The organism is Agrobacterium sp. ST15.13.013 (assembly GCF_027956525.1).
In the GTDB taxonomy this organism is placed as follows: domain Bacteria; phylum Pseudomonadota; class Alphaproteobacteria; order Rhizobiales; family Rhizobiaceae; genus Agrobacterium; species Agrobacterium salinitolerans.
This window is the reverse complement of the sequence record NZ_JAQKGP010000002.1, coordinates 105913-121385: the sequence shown is the minus strand read 5'-3', so window position 1 is coordinate 121385 and position 15473 is coordinate 105913. Positions and strand designations below refer to the sequence as shown.

At 60.2% G+C, this 15473-nt stretch carries 15 protein-coding genes; 7 read left to right on the top strand and 8 right to left on the bottom strand.

The window, feature by feature from the left end:
- Nucleotides 1–9: 9 nt before the first annotated feature.
- On the bottom strand, nucleotides 10–1332 hold the full coding sequence (locus tag PL597_RS02445; protein ID WP_077981576.1) for a cytochrome b: 1323 nt from the start codon (nucleotides 1330–1332) through the stop codon (nucleotides 10–12).
- 14 nt (nucleotides 1333–1346) lie between these two features.
- Nucleotides 1347–1925 carry a ubiquinol-cytochrome c reductase iron-sulfur subunit gene (petA, locus tag PL597_RS02440; RefSeq protein ID WP_035220195.1) on the bottom strand — a complete coding sequence of 193 codons (579 nt, stop codon included), beginning with the start codon at nucleotides 1923–1925 and terminating at the stop codon, nucleotides 1347–1349.
- Nucleotides 1926–2234: 309 nt separating this feature from the next.
- Here petA and PL597_RS02435 point away from each other — a divergent pair, with 309 nt between their 5' ends.
- Nucleotides 2235–3167: an endonuclease/exonuclease/phosphatase family protein gene (locus tag PL597_RS02435; protein WP_142911733.1), complete on the top strand. Its 933-nt coding sequence runs from the start codon at nucleotides 2235–2237 to the stop codon at nucleotides 3165–3167.
- 9 nt (nucleotides 3168–3176) lie between these two features.
- Here the strand turns inward: PL597_RS02435 and PL597_RS02430 are convergent, their stop codons facing one another.
- Nucleotides 3177–5045 carry an ABC transporter ATP-binding protein gene (locus PL597_RS02430; protein ID WP_271364615.1) on the bottom strand — a complete coding sequence of 623 codons (1869 nt, stop codon included), beginning with the start codon at nucleotides 5043–5045 and terminating at the stop codon, nucleotides 3177–3179.
- 124 nt (nucleotides 5046–5169) lie between these two features.
- Complete coding sequence (locus tag PL597_RS02425; protein ID WP_142911734.1) at nucleotides 5170–7020, bottom strand: ABC transporter ATP-binding protein; 1851 nt, start codon at nucleotides 7018–7020, stop codon at nucleotides 5170–5172.
- Between the two features lie 378 nt (nucleotides 7021–7398).
- Between PL597_RS02425 and PL597_RS02420 the strand changes: the two genes are divergently transcribed.
- Both PL597_RS02420 and PL597_RS02415 read left to right on the top strand, forming a co-directional pair.
- Entirely contained in the window at nucleotides 7399–7860 is a 462-nt protein-coding gene (locus PL597_RS02420) for a tRNA (cytidine(34)-2'-O)-methyltransferase (protein ID WP_191217501.1), read from the top strand.
- Between the two features lie 173 nt (nucleotides 7861–8033).
- On the top strand, nucleotides 8034–9686 hold the full coding sequence (locus tag PL597_RS02415) for a Na/Pi cotransporter family protein (RefSeq protein WP_077981573.1): 1653 nt from the start codon (nucleotides 8034–8036) through the stop codon (nucleotides 9684–9686).
- A 60-nt stretch (nucleotides 9687–9746) separates the two neighbouring features.
- Here the strand turns inward: PL597_RS02415 and PL597_RS02410 are convergent, their stop codons facing one another.
- Nucleotides 9747–10022, bottom strand: a complete 276-nt coding sequence (locus tag PL597_RS02410; RefSeq protein ID WP_077981631.1) for a hypothetical protein — start codon at nucleotides 10020–10022, stop codon at nucleotides 9747–9749.
- A 129-nt stretch (nucleotides 10023–10151) separates the two neighbouring features.
- Here PL597_RS02410 and hemF point away from each other — a divergent pair, with 129 nt between their 5' ends.
- The 3 genes from hemF to PL597_RS02395 all read left to right on the top strand — a co-directional run bounded on the left by hemF (nucleotide 10152) and on the right by PL597_RS02395 (nucleotide 11762).
- On the top strand, nucleotides 10152–11063 hold the full coding sequence (hemF, locus tag PL597_RS02405) for an oxygen-dependent coproporphyrinogen oxidase (protein ID WP_173989874.1): 912 nt from the start codon (nucleotides 10152–10154) through the stop codon (nucleotides 11061–11063).
- A gap of 123 nt (nucleotides 11064–11186) precedes the next feature.
- A complete protein-coding gene (locus tag PL597_RS02400; protein ID WP_077981571.1) occupies nucleotides 11187–11456 on the top strand; it encodes a hypothetical protein in 270 nt (89 codons plus the stop codon).
- Between the two features lie 120 nt (nucleotides 11457–11576).
- Nucleotides 11577–11762, top strand: a complete 186-nt coding sequence (locus PL597_RS02395; RefSeq protein ID WP_004442982.1) for a DUF1059 domain-containing protein — start codon at nucleotides 11577–11579, stop codon at nucleotides 11760–11762.
- A 26-nt stretch (nucleotides 11763–11788) separates the two neighbouring features.
- On the opposite strand, the gene PL597_RS02390 is transcribed toward PL597_RS02395, so the two are convergent.
- From PL597_RS02390 to PL597_RS02380, 3 genes are read right to left on the bottom strand one after another with little or no spacing between them, the layout of a single operon-like run.
- Nucleotides 11789–13045 carry a CCA tRNA nucleotidyltransferase gene (locus tag PL597_RS02390; RefSeq protein ID WP_271364528.1) on the bottom strand — a complete coding sequence of 419 codons (1257 nt, stop codon included), beginning with the start codon at nucleotides 13043–13045 and terminating at the stop codon, nucleotides 11789–11791.
- Entirely contained in the window at nucleotides 13042–13674 is a 633-nt protein-coding gene (locus tag PL597_RS02385; protein WP_191217499.1) for an NUDIX hydrolase, read from the bottom strand. The genes PL597_RS02390 and PL597_RS02385 overlap by 4 nt, the downstream gene beginning before the upstream one ends.
- Nucleotides 13671–14300, bottom strand: coding sequence for a DUF1285 domain-containing protein (locus tag PL597_RS02380; protein ID WP_271364527.1), 630 nt, complete (start codon nucleotides 14298–14300; stop codon nucleotides 13671–13673). Before PL597_RS02380 ends, PL597_RS02385 begins: the two co-directional genes overlap by 4 nt.
- A 138-nt stretch (nucleotides 14301–14438) precedes the next feature.
- Here PL597_RS02380 and PL597_RS02375 point away from each other — a divergent pair, with 138 nt between their 5' ends.
- Complete coding sequence (locus PL597_RS02375; RefSeq protein ID WP_077981567.1) at nucleotides 14439–15449, top strand: AAA family ATPase; 1011 nt, start codon at nucleotides 14439–14441, stop codon at nucleotides 15447–15449.
- Nucleotides 15450–15473 lie beyond the last annotated feature (24 nt).

Below are 15473 nucleotides of genomic sequence, written 5' to 3'. Positions count from 1 at the left end.
CCTTCGCGCTCAGACTTCGGCAGCCGCAGATGCGGCACCCGTCTTGGCGGCGTTCTTTTCGAGAACGGCCTCGGTAATCGAATTCGGAATACGCCGGGGCGTTTCGACCAGACCGAGGATCGGCATGATGACGAGGAAGAAACCGAAGTAATAAAGCGTGCCGAGCTGAGAATAGCCGACATAATTGCCTTTCAGATCGCCGGTGAGAAGACCAATCAGGCCCGTTCCTTCCGCCGGGCGCGAACCCAGCCAGCCGAGCATGATGGCATTCACCACGAAGACCCAGAAGAACATCTTGTACCAGGGACGATAAACGGCGGAGCGAACCTTCGACGTATCGAGCCAGGGCAGGAAGAACAGCACGACGATCGCGCCGAACATCACGAGAACGCCGCCAAGCTTGGAATCGATGACCCAGATGTTGAAGGTGATGGCGCGCAGCATGGCGTAGAACGGCAGGAAGTACCATTCCGGAACGATATGCGCCGGCGTCTTCAGCGGATCTGCCATGATGTAGTTGTCGGGGTGGCCGAGGAAGTTCGGCATATAGAAGACGAACCAGGCATAACCGATCAGGAACACGGAAACGCCGAGCGCATCCTTCAGCGTCGCATAGGGCGTGAAGGGAACCGTGTCGGTCTTGCTCTTGACTTCAACGCCGGTCGGGTTGGTCTGACCGGTGACGTGCAGAGCCCAGATGTGCAGGATAACGACGCCTGCGATCATGAAGGGCAGCAGATAATGAAGCGCGAAGAAGCGGTTCAGCGTCGGCTGGTCAACGGCAAAGCCGCCAAGCAGGAACTGCTGGATCCATTCACCGATGGCGGGGAATGCCGTGAAGAAGCCGGTGATGACGGTCGCGCCCCAGAAGGACATCTGGCCCCAGGGCAGAACGTAGCCCATGAAACCCGTCGCCATCATCAGCAGGAAGATCACGCAACCGAGAATCCAGAGGATTTCGCGCGGCGCCTTGTAGGAGCCGTAATAAAGGCCACGGGCAATGTGCAGGTAAACCGCGATGAAGAAGAACGACGCACCGTTGGCATGCATGTAGCGCAGCAGCCAGCCATGGTTGACGTCGCGCATGATCTTTTCGACGGAATTGAACGCGACCGTCGTTTCGGCGGCATAATGCATGGCCAGCACGACGCCGGTGAGGATCTGCACGATGAGCATGACGGAAAGCATCGCGCCGAACGTATAGGCGTAGTTCAGGTTACGCGGGACAGGGTAGGCAACGAAGCTGTCATAGATCATGCGCGGCAAGGGAAGCCGCGAATCGATCCACCTCTCGATGCCGGTGGACGGCTGATAACTGGAATGACCACTCATGAATATCTGTCCCCTTATCCGATCTTGATCACGGTATCGGATGTGAATGCAAATGTCGGGATGGCGAGGTTCTGCGGCGCCGGACCCTTACGTATGCGGCCCGCCGTATCGTAGTGCGAGCCATGGCAGGGACAGAACCATCCGCCGAAATCGCCGGCCTGGCCAAGCGGAACGCAACCGAGATGGGTACAGGAACCGACCATGACGATCCAGTTTTCCTTGCCCTGGCCGGCGGAGCGGTCGATATCCGTCGCCTGCGCGTCCGCGGCGATGTTGGCGTTGCGCGCCACGGGATCCTTCAGATCGCCGAGAGCGACGGCCTTGGCTTCCTCGATTTCCTTCTCCGTGCGGTTGCGGATGAAAATCGGCTTGCCGCGCCACTTCACGGTGAGCGACATGCCCGGCTCGACGGCCGCGACATCCACTTCGATCGAGGCAAGCGCCAGTGTCGATGCATCGGGACGCATCTGGTCAATAAAAGGCCATGCTACTGCGGCGGCACCAACGGCACCCGCCATTCCCGTCACTAGATAAAGAAAATCGCGACGGGTCGGTTCACCCGAAGCGTCGTGATTGGTTACGTGCTCGCTCACCGCTACACCATCCTCTGCGCTGTTTTTGCCGTAAATCGCATGAGTCCTCCCGCTAAGATTTGATCCAGGACAAACTCCGTCCCACCGTCCTGGACACAACTGCGGCATCAAGAAACCGCGTCACTCTGTGTGATCGCAAAATATTGACCGACTTGGCAAGAGCAAAGCACACAAAGCTGCCGTAATTCTGCCGGAGGGGGCCAATTTGGCTCTCATTTTTTCGCCGTACTCGGCAGGCGGGCAACATTGTGCGCATCCGTGCACCATGTTAGGAGACTTCAAGGGAGAGCACGGAAAGCAGGGATTCGGATGACGGCGAAGCTCTCTTGCATGGTCTCCACGGCAGTGGCTGCCGTTCTTTTCGTCGCCAGCCTGCGCTACCTCACCGATTTCTGGCTTCTCGCCTTCGTCACCAGCTTTCAGCTCCATATCGCCATCGTCTGCATCCTGCTGTCATGCCTCGTCTTCTGGCTGACGCGCGATGCGGTTTCGGCGCTCCTCGTGGTCTGGTCGCTTGCGCTCGCCATCCACGCCATTGCCATGCTCCTGGAATTTCCCACATCCGCCGCCCCCGCGCCGGGCGCCAAACCCTTCCGGCTGCTGTCCTTCAACGTGCTGATGGACAATGCCGCCAATGCCGATGCAATTGCCGACAAAATTCTCGAATCGGGCGCGGATGCGGTCTATCTCTTCGAAGCAGCGGCGCTTGAATCGGCCCTGCCGCGACTGCAGCAAACCTATCCGCACAGGCTTGGCTGTTACGCCGGCACGCCCGGATGCGATCTGGTCATCCTGTCAAAAAGACCATTGCTGGAAGGCCGTTTCCACAGCCTCAGCGATCTTCGGCGGGATCGGTTCGCCATAGCCCATATCGACCTCGACGGCACGGAACTGACGCTCGCCGCCGGGCATATCACCAAGCCCTATTTCGACGATTATCATCGCGACGAACTCGACGAAGTGAGCGAAATTCTCTTTCGTGTCACCGGGCCGCTCATTCTGGCCGGAGATTTCAATTCGGCCAGCATCGCGCCTGACATGCGCGCTTTCCTCGCCGCCAACGATCTGAAGAAGGCGACCTTCGAACCCGCCACATGGCCAACGGAGGCCGGTCGCTTCGGCATCGCCATCGACCACATCTTCGCCCGCGAACCGGCGACGCTGATGAAAACCACCCGCCTGCCCGACAGCCTCGGCTCCAATCACTTTGGACTGATGGCGGATTTCATGATCGGGAAATAGCCGAAGGCCCTATTGCGCCGCTTCGTCCGCGGCAAGAAAACCGCCCGACTGCCGCGCCCAGAGTTCCGAATAAAGACCGCCCTGCATGACCAGATCGGAATGGCTGCCCTCCTCCACGATGCGCCCCTGATCCATCACGATCAGCCGGTCGAGAGCAGCAATCGTCGACAGGCGGTGGGCAATGGCCAGCACCGTCTTGCCCTGCATCAGCTCATCCAGATTGCTCTGGATCGCCGCCTCCACCTCCGAATCGAGCGCCGACGTCGCCTCATCGAGCACGAGGATCGGTGCGTCCTTCAGCATCACGCGGGCGATTGCGATGCGCTGGCGCTGGCCGCCGGACAATTTCACGCCGCGTTCGCCCACATGTGCATCGAACCCCTTGCGACCGCGCTGATCCTCAAGCCTGGCGATGAAATCATCCGCCTTGGCGCGCCGCGTCGCCTCCTGCAATTGTGCTTCGGTGGCGTCGGTGCGGCCGAACAGGATGTTGTCGCGAATGGAGCGATGCAGCAGCGACGTATCCTGCGTGACCATGCCGATATGGGCGCGCAGCGATTCCTGCGTCACCCTGGCGATATCCTGCCCGTCGATCAGGATACGGCCTTTTTCGACATCGTAAAAACGCAAAAGCAGATTGACGAGGGTGGATTTTCCCGCCCCGGAGCGTCCGACGATGCCCACCTTCTCGCCCGCCCGGACATCGAGATTGAGATGGTCGATGACGCCGTTCGCGCGCCCGTAGTGGAAACTGACATTTTCGAAACGGATGCCCGGCTTCTTCACCTCCAGCACCGTCGCCTCCGGGGCGTCGACGAGACCGATCGGCTGCGAAATCAACTCGGCGGCATTCTGCACCGTGCCGAAATTGCGCATGATGCCGTTGAACTGCGTCATCAACCGGCCGAGCAGGAAGTTGAGGCGCAGCACCAGCGCCAGCGTGAAGGCGACCGCGCCGGAACTGATCTTGCCGGACAGCCACAGATCGGTGCAGAGCGCGGCCATGGATGTGATCATCACGCCCGACAGAAGCGCCATGGAGGCGCGCACGCCAGTGATGAACCGCGTAAACGTCATGGTCGCGGTCTGGAAGATATCGAAGCCCTGACGCATGTAGCGATCATTGGCGTCGTCGCGCCCGAACAGCCGCAGCGTCTGGATATTGCTATAGGCATCCACCATGCGGCCGGAGAGCATCGAGGCGGCTTCCGCCGTCTCCTTTGAATGATAGCGGATGCGCGGCACGAAATAGCGCGCCAGCAGCGAGAAGATCCCCACCCAGACGACGACCACCACGGCCAGCCGCCAGTCCAGCCCGCCGATCAGGAACAGCATGGAAACCGAATAGATACCGACGAACCACACGCTTTCCATCAGCGATGTAACGAGATCGCCCGCCGCCTGCCCGCCGGACCAGACCTTGGTCACGATGCGGCCGGAAAAATCGTTCTGGAAGAAGGTCAGCGATTGCCGCGCCACATGCATGTAGGATTGCCAGCGCACCAGATTGTAAAAACCGGGAGTAATGATCTGCTGATCCACCAGCGCGGTCACCATGGTGACGACAAAACGCACGACGGCGATCAGCACCAGCATGCCCACCAGTTCGCCGCCATGGGCCGCAAGCAGCCCCGCCCAGCCCTCTTCCGGCTTTACCGTCGAGAGAATATCAACGAGCCGCCCGACGAACCAGAACAGCGCCGCCTCGATGGCCGCCGTCAAACCGCCGAGCACCAGCATCGCGAAAAACGGCGCCTTGGCCTGCGAGATATAAAACCAGATGAAGGCGAACGTGCTCTCAGGCGGACGCACATCGTCCTTGCGGGCGAAGGGCTTTATCCAGTTCTCGAAAAACTCGAAGATGCGGGTAATAACCATGGTTCGGATATAGGCGGATTCCCGGAACGGGAACAGCCGCGAAGGCTTCGGGAAGAGATTATATTTCGGTAACATTCGAGGAATGAAAAAGGGCGAGGAATGTTCCTCGCCCTTTCGCTTTTGCTTACTCCGCGGCCACTTCCGCCTCGTGGTCGGCGATAAAGCCGCCGGACTGGCGACGCCACAGGTCGGCATAGATGCCGCCCATCGCCGCCAGCTCCGCGTGGCTGCCCGCTTCCACGATCCGGCCCTTGTCGAGGATGATGAGCCGGTCCATTTCCGTCAGCGTCGAAAGGCGGTGGGCAATCGCGATCACCGTCTTGCCTTCCATCAGCGCGAACAGGTTTTCCTGGATCGCCGCCTCGACTTCCGAATCGAGCGCCGAAGTCGCCTCATCAAGCACCAGGATAGGCGCGTTCTTCAGGAAGACGCGGGCAATCGCAATACGCTGGCGCTGGCCGCCGGACAGCTTGACACCACGTTCGCCCACCTGGGCATCGAGACCCTGTCGGCCATGCATGTCGACAAGCGTTTCGACGAAGTCCCAGGCATTCGCCCGCTTCGCCGCCGCGATCACCTGCTCGTCCGTGGCCTCGGGATGGCCATAGGCAATGTTGTCGCGGATCGAACGGTGCAGCAGGGAGGTATCCTGTGTCACCACGCCGATCAGCTCGCGCAGGCTGTCCTGCGAGACCTTGGAGATGTCCTGCCCGTCGATGGTGATCCGGCCGCCTTCGAGATCATAAAAGCGCAGCAACAGGTTCATCAGCGTCGTCTTGCCCGCACCCGAACGCCCGACCAGACCGACCTTTTCGCCCGGTTTGATATCCAGCGTCAGCCCGTCGATCACGCCCTTGTTCTTGCCATAGTGGAAGCGGACGTTGTCATAACGGATGGCGCCCTGTGGCGCGGCCAGCTCCGGCGCCTTCGGAACGTCAACGATGTCATGAGGTTTCGTCATCATCGACATGCCGTCATAGACCGTGCCGATATTTTCGAACAGCGAGGTGACTTCCCACATGATCCACTGCGACATGCCGTTGACGCGCATGGCAAGGCTGATCGCAATGGCGACCGAACCAGCCGTGACCGAACCCTGCATCCAGAAATAAAGACCGAGCGCCGCCGTGGAAAACAGCACCACGGCATTGTTGAGGTCGATCAGGATGTTGAAGCCGGAAATCTTGCGCATCTGGCGGTGAACGGTTCCAAGAAACACGTTCATGCCCTCACGCGCATATCTTTCCTCGCGGCCCGCATGGGAAAACAGCTTGATCGTCGAGATATTGGTGTAGCTGTCGACGATCCGGCCCGTCATCATCGAGCGCGCATCGGCCTGTTCCTGCGCCAGCCGGCCGAGTTTCGGCACGAAATAGGTAAGTATACCCATATAGATACCGAGCCAGACCAGCAGCGGAATGACCAGCCGCCAGTCCGCCGCAGCCACCATGAACAGCATCGAAACCACGAAGCTGATGGCATAAACGAACACGTCGATCACCTTCAGCGCCACTTCGCGGATCGCCAGCGCCGTCTGCATCACCTTGGTGGAAACCCGGCCGGCAAACTCGTTGGCGAAGAAGTTCATGGAATGGCGCAGCAGGAAACGGTGCATTTTCCAGCGTGCGATCATGCCGAAATTGCCGGCAAGCGTCTGGTGCATCGTCATGGTGTGGACCGCGCCCATCAGCGGCAGCACGATAAGCACCAGCCCTGCCATGCCGATCAGATGCCAGCCCTCATCGGCAAAAAACGTCTCGCGATTGGCCGTGGAAAGCCAGTCGACGATGTTGCCGAGGAATTTGTAAAGCATGGCTTCGGCAATGGCGATGCCCATCGACATCAGGCCGAGCAGCAGCAACCACGGCCAGGCGGGCTTCACATAGTGCCACAGGAACGGCAAAAGCTTCTGTGGCGCCACTGACGGCGCCGAAGCGGGAAAAGGATCGAGGCGTTTTTCAAACCAGCCAAACATAGGCCAAGCTCCGGCAATCAATCGCTCCATCGTCACAGGGTGAGCAGACACAAATATGGCTCACGACGGAACGGAAAAGTCTTTGAACATGGCCGCAACAGCCACATGGTGAATCAAAAAAGGGGAACGCGGCAGCGCCGCGGGATACCACCTAAGCCAGCAGGCGAACCACTGGGGCCGGGAGGCGAATGCGAATGTCATTTGGCATGAGAACCTCCTTTGGCTGGTGTTGAAGACGCCGATCTTTTATCGCAAAAGAAGACGAAACACCAGCCGCCTGCCTCAAAAAAGTGCAACCGTATATCGGCACGGATTTGCCCGTTCGATTTTCCCGGCAGTGCGATCTGGATTTGCCCGCAAAACATGGATCAGGAGACCATGCAGACAATCAGGATCGCCCTCTACCAGCCCGATATTCCAGGCAATACCGGCACCATCCTGCGGCTGGCCGCCTGTCTTGGCCTTGGCGTCGACATCATCGAGCCGGCGGGTTTCGATATTTCCGACCGCAATCTCAAACGGGCAGGCATGGATTACATCGCGGCGGCGGCGCTGACGCGCCATGTCAGCTGGGACCGTTTCGAGGAATGGCGGGCAACCACCGGCCGCCGCCTCGTTCTCGCCTCCACCAAGGCCGCCTTGCCCTATACGGATATCACCTATCGCGCCAACGATATCCTGCTGTTTGGCCGGGAAAGTGCCGGTGTGCCTGATCATGTGCATGACAAGGCGGATGAACGAATCATCATCCCGATGATGGCCGGACAGCGCTCGATCAACGTCGCCATGTCGGCGGCGATGGTCACCGGCGAAGCCCTGCGCCAGGTGGCATGGTCCTAATCTGCCATCTTTACAGCCAATTTTTCAGGCAAATATGAAAATTGAACGTTTTTACCGCGGAACTGTCGCAACCCGGCCTGTACCGAAGGCGTTCACGCTCCTATACTGATTAGCCGGACAACAAAAATCGTGCTCGCCGGAACCATCTGCCGGCGGGTGTGAGGAGACGTCGCATGCAATCCACCATTGTCATCGTCAACCTTCTCGGCGCCGTCGCGTTGCTGCTCTTCGGCCTTGCCCAGGTGAAGGACGGTGTCACCCGCGCTTTCGGCATGAAACTGCGAAGCGTGCTGGCCACAGGCACCCAGAACGGTCCGCGCTCCTTCTGTTCCGGCTTCTTCGCCACCGTCGCCCTGCAAAGTTCGACCGCGACGGCGCTGACAGTCGCTTCCTTCGCGGAACGGGATCTCATCAAGCCACGCATGGCACAGGTCGTGCTGCTTGGCGCCAATGTCGGCACCGCCGTTACCGCATGGATCGTCGCCGCCGGCGTCGAGTGGCTTTCGCCGCTGCTGATCCTTGCCGGCATTATCCTGAAAAAAGGCAGTTCCAATGCCAGACAGGGCGGCGGAACCGCCGTCATCGGTATCGGCCTGATGCTTCTGTCACTGCATCTCTTAAGCGGCGCCACCGAACCCATGCGCGCCTCTCCGGCGCTCGGCGTCTTCATCGGCCTGCTGGATGGCGCATGGCCAGTCGCGCTGATCTTTTCCGCCGTACTCGCCTTCGTCTCCTCCTCCAGCCTCGCCGTCGTGGTGCTGATCCTGTCACTGGCCGCCACCGGCACCCTGTCCACGGGACTCATCATCGTTCTCATCCTCGGCGCCAATCTCGGCGGCGCCATTCCGCCCGTCATCGCCACGCTGTCCGGCCCGGCATCGGCGCGGCGCATCACCATCGGCAATCTTGTCGTTCGCACCATCGGCTGCCTGGTTGCCATGCCGCTCGCCTCCTATGGCGCAACGTATCTACAGCAATTGCCGCTTTCGCCCGCCAAATTGCCCGTCGACGCCCACCTGATCTTCAATGTCATCCTCGCGGCGCTGGCCTGGCCCTTCTCCGGCCTGATTTCCGACCTGATGACAAAGCTGGTGCCGGGTGATCCGAAAGCCGAAGACGGGCCGAATTTCCTCGACCAGCAGGCGCTGGATATGCCGGTCGTTGCGCTTGCCAACGCCACCCGCGAGGTCTTAAGCGTCGGCGACAGCATCGAGCGGATGCTGATCCGTGCCGAAAACGCCTTCAAGCACAATGATCTGGCACCGCTTCAGGAAGTGTCCCTGCTCGAAAAGAAGGTCGACCGCCGCCAGCAGGAGGTGAAGGTCTATCTCTCGCAACTGGGCCGCAAAGGGTTGACCGACGAGGAAGCGCGTCGTTCGATCGCCATCATCGATTATGCCATCAACCTCGAACATATCGGCGATATCATCGAAAAGGGCATCTGCGAGCAGATCCGCAAGAAGGTGCTGAACAGCTTCAAATTTTCCGATGACGGTTATGAGGAGCTGAAGACCCTGTTCGACATGACCATCGAGAACCTGCGCGCCGCCCAGAGCATTCTGGTGACCGGCGATTTCGAGCTCGCCCGCCGGCTGATGGAAAGCAAGGTGGATATACGCCGCCTCGAAAAACAATCCTCCAACCGCCATCTGGAGCGGCTGCGCGACGGGTTGGCGGAAAGCATGCAGACCAGTTCGCTGCATCTGGACATGCTGCGGGATTTGAAGCGCATCAACGCCCATATCGTGACGGTGGCGCATCCCATTCTGGATGAAAGCGGCGTGCTGATCGAAAGCCGCCTGCGTTACGCGGAGCCACGCGCCTAGAGCATTTCCAGGAAAAGTGGGCCCGGTTTTCCGTCCGGAAAAGCGAAGACGCTCTAAAATTCAATCGGCAGAGGGCAGACGCCGCATGGTGAATTCGATGCGGTCGCCTTCCAGCTGCCGCCAGCTTTCCACTTCCGTCCAATAGGCCGCTTTGGGAAAGCTGTCGAACCATTCGCGCGCCTTGGCGCGGGCTTCCTCGCGGCCAAGACAGAAGGTCTGGCGCACGAACATGCCGTCGCGCTTTTGTTCACCGCCGGCGCTTTCACGTTCCCTGCGATGATTGGTGATCCTGCGCTTCAGCCCGTCGAGCGGCGGCGGTCCGGTAAATTTCGTCATGATATTCACCTCTGGCACCTACATCGATAAAGATAGTGCCCGCATGTGAACTTGGCGAGTCGAATTTGTGCGCGGGGCCTGCACCTGCTAGACGCGACAGGGAATCGACGTCACCAAAGGAGAATACGCATGGAACGGCCAATCTTGCCGAAGGGCTTGCCCGACGACATCGAGGACAAGAAGGCCCTTGCCCAAGCCTGGTTCCAGCATCTCCGCGACACCATCGTCGCCTCCTTCGAGACCCTCGAAAGCGACCTGACGGGCCCTCTTTCCGATCAGGAGCCCGGCCGTTTCGTGCAGAAGGACTGGCTGCGCGACAATGGCGAAGGCGGCGGCGGGAAGATGTCGATGATGGAAGGCCGCGTCTTCGAAAAGGTCGGCGTCCACACCTCCACCGTCTATGGCGAATTCTCGCCGGAATTCCGCAAGCAGATACCGGGTGCGGAAGAAGACCCGCAGTTCTGGGCGTCGGGTATCTCGCTCATCGCCCATCCGGTCAACCCTCATGTGCCGGCCGTGCACATGAACACCCGCATGGTCGTCACCACCAGCCACTGGTTCGGCGGCGGCGCGGATCTGACGCCGGTGCTGGGACGCAGACGGACGCAGGAAGACCCGGACAGCCAGCTTTTCCACCGCGCCTTCGAAATTACCTGCAACCGCCATCCGGTCGCCGATTATCCGCGCTACAAGACGTGGTGCGACGAGTATTTTTTCCTGAAGCACCGCAACGAAGCCCGCGGCATCGGCGGCATCTTTTTCGACTGGCTGCACCCACAGGAGGAGAATGGCGGCTGGGACGCCAATTTCGCCTTCGTGCAGGATGTCGGCCGCGCCTTCAATCTGGTCTATCCGAAAATCGTCCGCGCCAATTTCAACCAGGCCTGGACGGAAGCGGACCGCGACGAGCAGCTTATCCGTCGTGGCCGTTACGTGGAATTCAACCTGCTTTACGATCGCGGCACGATCTTTGGCCTCAAGACCGGAGGCAACGTCGAATCGATCCTGTCCTCCCTGCCGCCGGTGGTGCGCTGGCCCTAAAGAACCTCACATAAATTTGACGCTTATCAGCCATTTCGTCGCAAATAGCGCAAATTAGGACTTATGGAAAAATCAAGGCAATGATAGTCTCCTCCTCGCAGACGTACTGGAGGAGCTATCGTCATGATTACTTCGAACAGCATGCCTATCTCTGCTTCCCCCGAGGGAGCACAGCAATCCATCGATACCCCGGAATTGATCGACCGCCTGGCAGCGGAAATGCGCGCCACGGGTGATCGCGAACTGCCGCATTCCTTTTATGTCGAACAGGTAAAACGCTCCCTTGCCGGACAAAACACGGCGCGGCGGGCGGACAATGACGAAATGCCTCGTACAAAAATTCCGGCAGCCGGCACATCCTCTGTTTTCCAGTGCTGGGCGATGCCCGAATAGGGGCTTGAATAAGGTCGAGGGACGCCGCTGTGGAACATAAGCGGTGAACTTTCGTTTCTTGTTGGAGGGACAGCAGGCAATTGGATTGCTGTCCCTCAATCAAAACAGGGAGGCAAGACCATGAGACTGTTTGAATGTGGAACGCTCGTGCCCGGCTGCGCCTGGCACACCCGCGCAGACGACGATGCCGAAGTCGTGCGCCGAACCGTTGAACATATGCGCTCGGCCCATGGCGAAACCGTCATCCGCGAAAATATGATCGAAAACATCAAGGCGCGCATCCGCGACGAAGCGAATGCGGCGTAAGCCGAAACGCCGCCACTATTGCGGCTTCAATTCTCCAGCATATCTTTCAGCCGGGCGGTCAACGCTGCCCGGTCCAGCGAGAAATTGACGTCGATCCACTTTTCCTCGAGGCTTTTCAGCACTTCGCCCACCTTCGGACCGGCCTCGACGCCAGCGGCCATCACATCCGCGCCGCTCAGAGGAAAGCCCGGTTTGTGGAATTTTTCCGCCCGCGCCAGCAAAGTCGAAAGCCGCGCCACTTTCCGCATGGCCGTGTCGCCAGCCGAAAGATCGGCGCGGGCCGAAGCAAGCGCCAGTTTCAGCCGCGTCTTCACGCCCTCCACACCCTGGCGATATAGCAGCCGGTCGAGCGCCGTCTCCTTCAACTCAGGGTCAGCCGCCGGAGCCGAGGCCCAGTGGTTAAGATAAGCCGCTTCGGCTTTCGACAGCCGGAGGCGCGCGGCAAGGGCAGCCAGCCTGTCCCTGTCCGGCGGCACGATGGCGACAAGCCGCAGCATCGGGTCCACCGCCCAGCCGAGAGTTTGCTCCGTCGCCACCAGTCCATGAATGGCGTCGATGCCCCATTTTTCCGTTTCGGGAAGAATTTCCGCCAGAACGCCCGATTGCCGCATCCACAAAAGGGCGCGCGAAGGATCGCGGGCGGAAAGCAGCTTTTTCAATTCGCTCCACACCCGCTCGGCCGAAAGGGTGCCCAGCTTGTCCTTGGCCCGCGCGCTTGCCCGCAAGCCGTCCGCATCCGGGCGGCCGGAACCGTAATGGGCAAAAAAGCGGAAAAACCGGAGAATCCGCAGATAATCTTCCGAAATCCGCATCGCCGCATCGCCGATGAAACGCACCGTGCCGGTCTCGATATCGGGAAGACCATCGACAAGATCGATGATCTCGCCCTTTTCATCGGCATAGAGGGCATTGATGGTGAGGTCGCGCCGCTCGGCGTCGGTCTGCCAGTCGGTGCCGAAGGCCACCTGTGCGTGGCGGCCATTGGTTTCGACATCGCGGCGCAGCGTCGTTACCTCGAAACCTTCGCCATCGATCACCAGCGTTACCGTGCCGTGCTCGATGCCGGTCGGCACCGCCTTGATGCCCACAGCCTTCGCCCGCTCCACCACCACGTCCGGAGTGAGCGTCGTCGCCATGTCGACATCGACGACCGGCAGGTCCATCAGCGCATTGCGCACCGCGCCGCCGACGATCCGCACCTCGCCGCCATCGGCATTCAGCAGCGCAAAGATGCGCTTCAGCGCCGGTTTTTGAAACCAGTCCCGCCCGGCAAGGCTACTCATGAATAAAACCTCTCGTAAATCGTCCTGACGATGCCCGCCGTAATGCCCCAAATGTAGCGTTCGCCATAGGGCATTTCGTAGAAAAACCGCTCCTTCCCCTGAAAGATGCGGCTGCCGCGCCCGTGATTGGCCGGGTCCATCAGGAAGGACAACGGCACCTCGAAAACCTCGTCCACTTCAGTGGGATTGAGCGTCAAATCAAAGCCGGGGCGAACGACCGATAGCACCGGCTTGATGCGAAATCCCGTCCCGGAAATGTAGTCCGGCAGACGCCCGACCGTCTCCACGAAAGACCGCGAAAGGCCGATTTCTTCTTCGGTCTCGCGCAACGCTGCCTCTTCCGGCGTGCGGTCCTCGGCATCGATGCCGCCGCCGGGAAAGGAAATCTGGCCGGAATGCTGGCGCAGGGTTGCCGTGCGTTGGGTGAAGATCACCCGCGCATCGTTGCCATCATCGATGACAGGTATCAGCACGGCGGCATCCTTCAGCCGGATACCGTTGCCAGAAAGCACTACGCCCGGATTGAGCACATGGTCGCCATTTTCCCGCTCGGCCACGCCCTCGCCTTCCTGCAGCACCCGGCGGCGGAAATCGCTGGCGGTAAAACCTTTGAATGTCGTCATTGTCATTGCGAAAGCCGTTCCAGTTCCTTGGCGGGCATCACGGGAAAGATCACCCCGCCCGAGCGCAGGGCAAACATCTCAACGCCATCCACGTCGATCACCTCGCCAAGGGCGACGAGGTCATACATCACGGCCCGCGAGACGAGCGCTTCCAGCCTACCGCGCACCAGAAGATAGGGCTTCAATTCCCGGTTCTCACCGAAAACCTCGAACCGCAGCGGGTGCTCCGGCCCCGCCTCCAACACGTCGCCGACATTGGTGCGGAAGGTCAGCAGCGGCTCGCCATCGTCCTCACCCGCCGTCACCTTCATTTCCACGGCGACGAAAGGCGCGTCCACCACGCGGATGCCGACTTTTTCCACAGGAGTTACGAGATAGGTCTTCCCGTCCTCATCCTTGCGCAGAACGGTGGAAAACAGCCGCACCAGCGGCGCTCTGCCAATGGGCGTGCCGAGATAGAACCAGGTGCCGTCAGCCCGGATTTCCATGTCCAGATCACCACAATAAGGTGGATTCCAGCGTTCCACCGGCGCCGGCCCGCGCTTCGCATCGCCGGTCTGTTCCGCGGCGCGGGAAATCATCGCCGCAAGCCCGGCCGCATCGCCTGCCGAATTTATCGTCTCCGCTGCCATATTCGAGTCTCGCTTTGCCGATAAGGAAATACTAAGTCACGACATAGTCATTCGAATGGCGCTTGTCAGCGGCCAAGAGAGCAATAAGCTGTAAGCGGGGCGATATAGGCCCGGTGGCGAAGGTATGAGGAGAGCGACATGGGCGTGATGAATACCGGCGAAACCCTTGATGAAAAGGCCATCGTCGCTGCGGCCGAAAAGGCGCTTTCCGACATTGCGGCCATCCGCACGGAAGTCTCCAAGGTCATTTTCGGCCAGGAAAAAGTGGTGCAGAACACGCTTCTTGCCATCCTCTCGGGCGGCCACGCGCTGCTCGTCGGCGTTCCCGGCCTCGCCAAGACCAAGCTCGTCACCACGCTCGGCACCGTAATCGGCCTCGATGCCAATCGCATCCAGTTCACACCGGACCTGATGCCGTCAGATATTCTCGGCTCCGAAGTCATGGATCAGGACGAGAACGGTCGCCGTTCCTTCCGCTTCATCAAGGGTCCGATTTTCGGCCAGTTGCTGATGGCCGACGAAATCAACCGCGCCAGCCCGCGCACGCAGTCCGCCCTTTTGCAGGCCATGCAGGAATATCACATCACCATGGCCGGCCAGACCTACGAGCTGCCGAAGCCGTTCCACGTTCTGGCCACACAAAACCCGCTGGAACAGGAAGGCACTTATCCGCTGCCCGAAGCCCAGCTCGACCGCTTCCTGCTTCAGGTCGATGTCGGTTATCCCGAACTTGCCGCCGAGCGACAGATCCTTCTCGACACGACAGGCGCCGCCTCGGGCGAAGCGCGCGGCGTGATCGATGCCGGGCGTCTGATGGAAATCCAGTCCCTGATCCGCCAGATGCCGGTCAGCGACAAGGTGGTGGATGCGATCCTTTCGCTCGTCCGCTCCGCCCGCCCCGGCCATGGCAACAAATTGACCGACAAGCACGTTGCCTGGGGACCGGGTCCGCGCGCCGGCCAGTCGCTGATGCTGACGGCCCGCGCCCGTGCTCTTTACGAAGGCCGGCTCGCTCCGTCGCTGGACGATGTCCATGCGCTGGCCGAACCGGTGCTGGAACACCGCATGGCGCTGACCTTTGCGGCCCGCGCCGAAGGCATGTCGGTGCGCGATGTCATCGCAGCGCTTGTGGAGCAGGCGAAGAACTGAACGCATCCCAGGCCTAAATTTTCG

Excerpts from the sequence above, each read along its gene's own strand:
- PL597_RS02445 (WP_077981576.1), bottom strand. The coding sequence starts at position 1,332 with ATGAGTGGTCATTCCAGTTATCAGCCGTCCACCGGCATCGAGAGGTGG.
- PL597_RS02435 (WP_142911733.1), top strand. The coding sequence starts at position 2,235 with ATGACGGCGAAGCTCTCTTGCATGGTCTCCACGGCAGTGGCTGCCGTT.
- PL597_RS02430 (WP_271364615.1), bottom strand. The coding sequence starts at position 5,045 with ATGGTTATTACCCGCATCTTCGAGTTTTTCGAGAACTGGATAAAGCCC.
- PL597_RS02425 (WP_142911734.1), bottom strand. The coding sequence starts at position 7,020 with ATGTTTGGCTGGTTTGAAAAACGCCTCGATCCTTTTCCCGCTTCGGCG.
- PL597_RS02420 (WP_191217501.1), top strand. The coding sequence starts at position 7,399 with ATGCAGACAATCAGGATCGCCCTCTACCAGCCCGATATTCCAGGCAAT.
- PL597_RS02415 (WP_077981573.1), top strand. The coding sequence starts at position 8,034 with ATGCAATCCACCATTGTCATCGTCAACCTTCTCGGCGCCGTCGCGTTG.
- PL597_RS02410 (WP_077981631.1), bottom strand. The coding sequence starts at position 10,022 with ATGACGAAATTTACCGGACCGCCGCCGCTCGACGGGCTGAAGCGCAGG.
- hemF (WP_173989874.1), top strand. The coding sequence starts at position 10,152 with ATGGAACGGCCAATCTTGCCGAAGGGCTTGCCCGACGACATCGAGGAC.
- PL597_RS02400 (WP_077981571.1), top strand. The coding sequence starts at position 11,187 with ATGATTACTTCGAACAGCATGCCTATCTCTGCTTCCCCCGAGGGAGCA.
- PL597_RS02395 (WP_004442982.1), top strand. The coding sequence starts at position 11,577 with ATGAGACTGTTTGAATGTGGAACGCTCGTGCCCGGCTGCGCCTGGCAC.
- PL597_RS02390 (WP_271364528.1), bottom strand. The coding sequence starts at position 13,045 with ATGAGTAGCCTTGCCGGGCGGGACTGGTTTCAAAAACCGGCGCTGAAG.
- PL597_RS02385 (WP_191217499.1), bottom strand. The coding sequence starts at position 13,674 with ATGACAATGACGACATTCAAAGGTTTTACCGCCAGCGATTTCCGCCGC.
- PL597_RS02380 (WP_271364527.1), bottom strand. The coding sequence starts at position 14,300 with ATGGCAGCGGAGACGATAAATTCGGCAGGCGATGCGGCCGGGCTTGCG.
- PL597_RS02375 (WP_077981567.1), top strand. The coding sequence starts at position 14,439 with ATGGGCGTGATGAATACCGGCGAAACCCTTGATGAAAAGGCCATCGTC.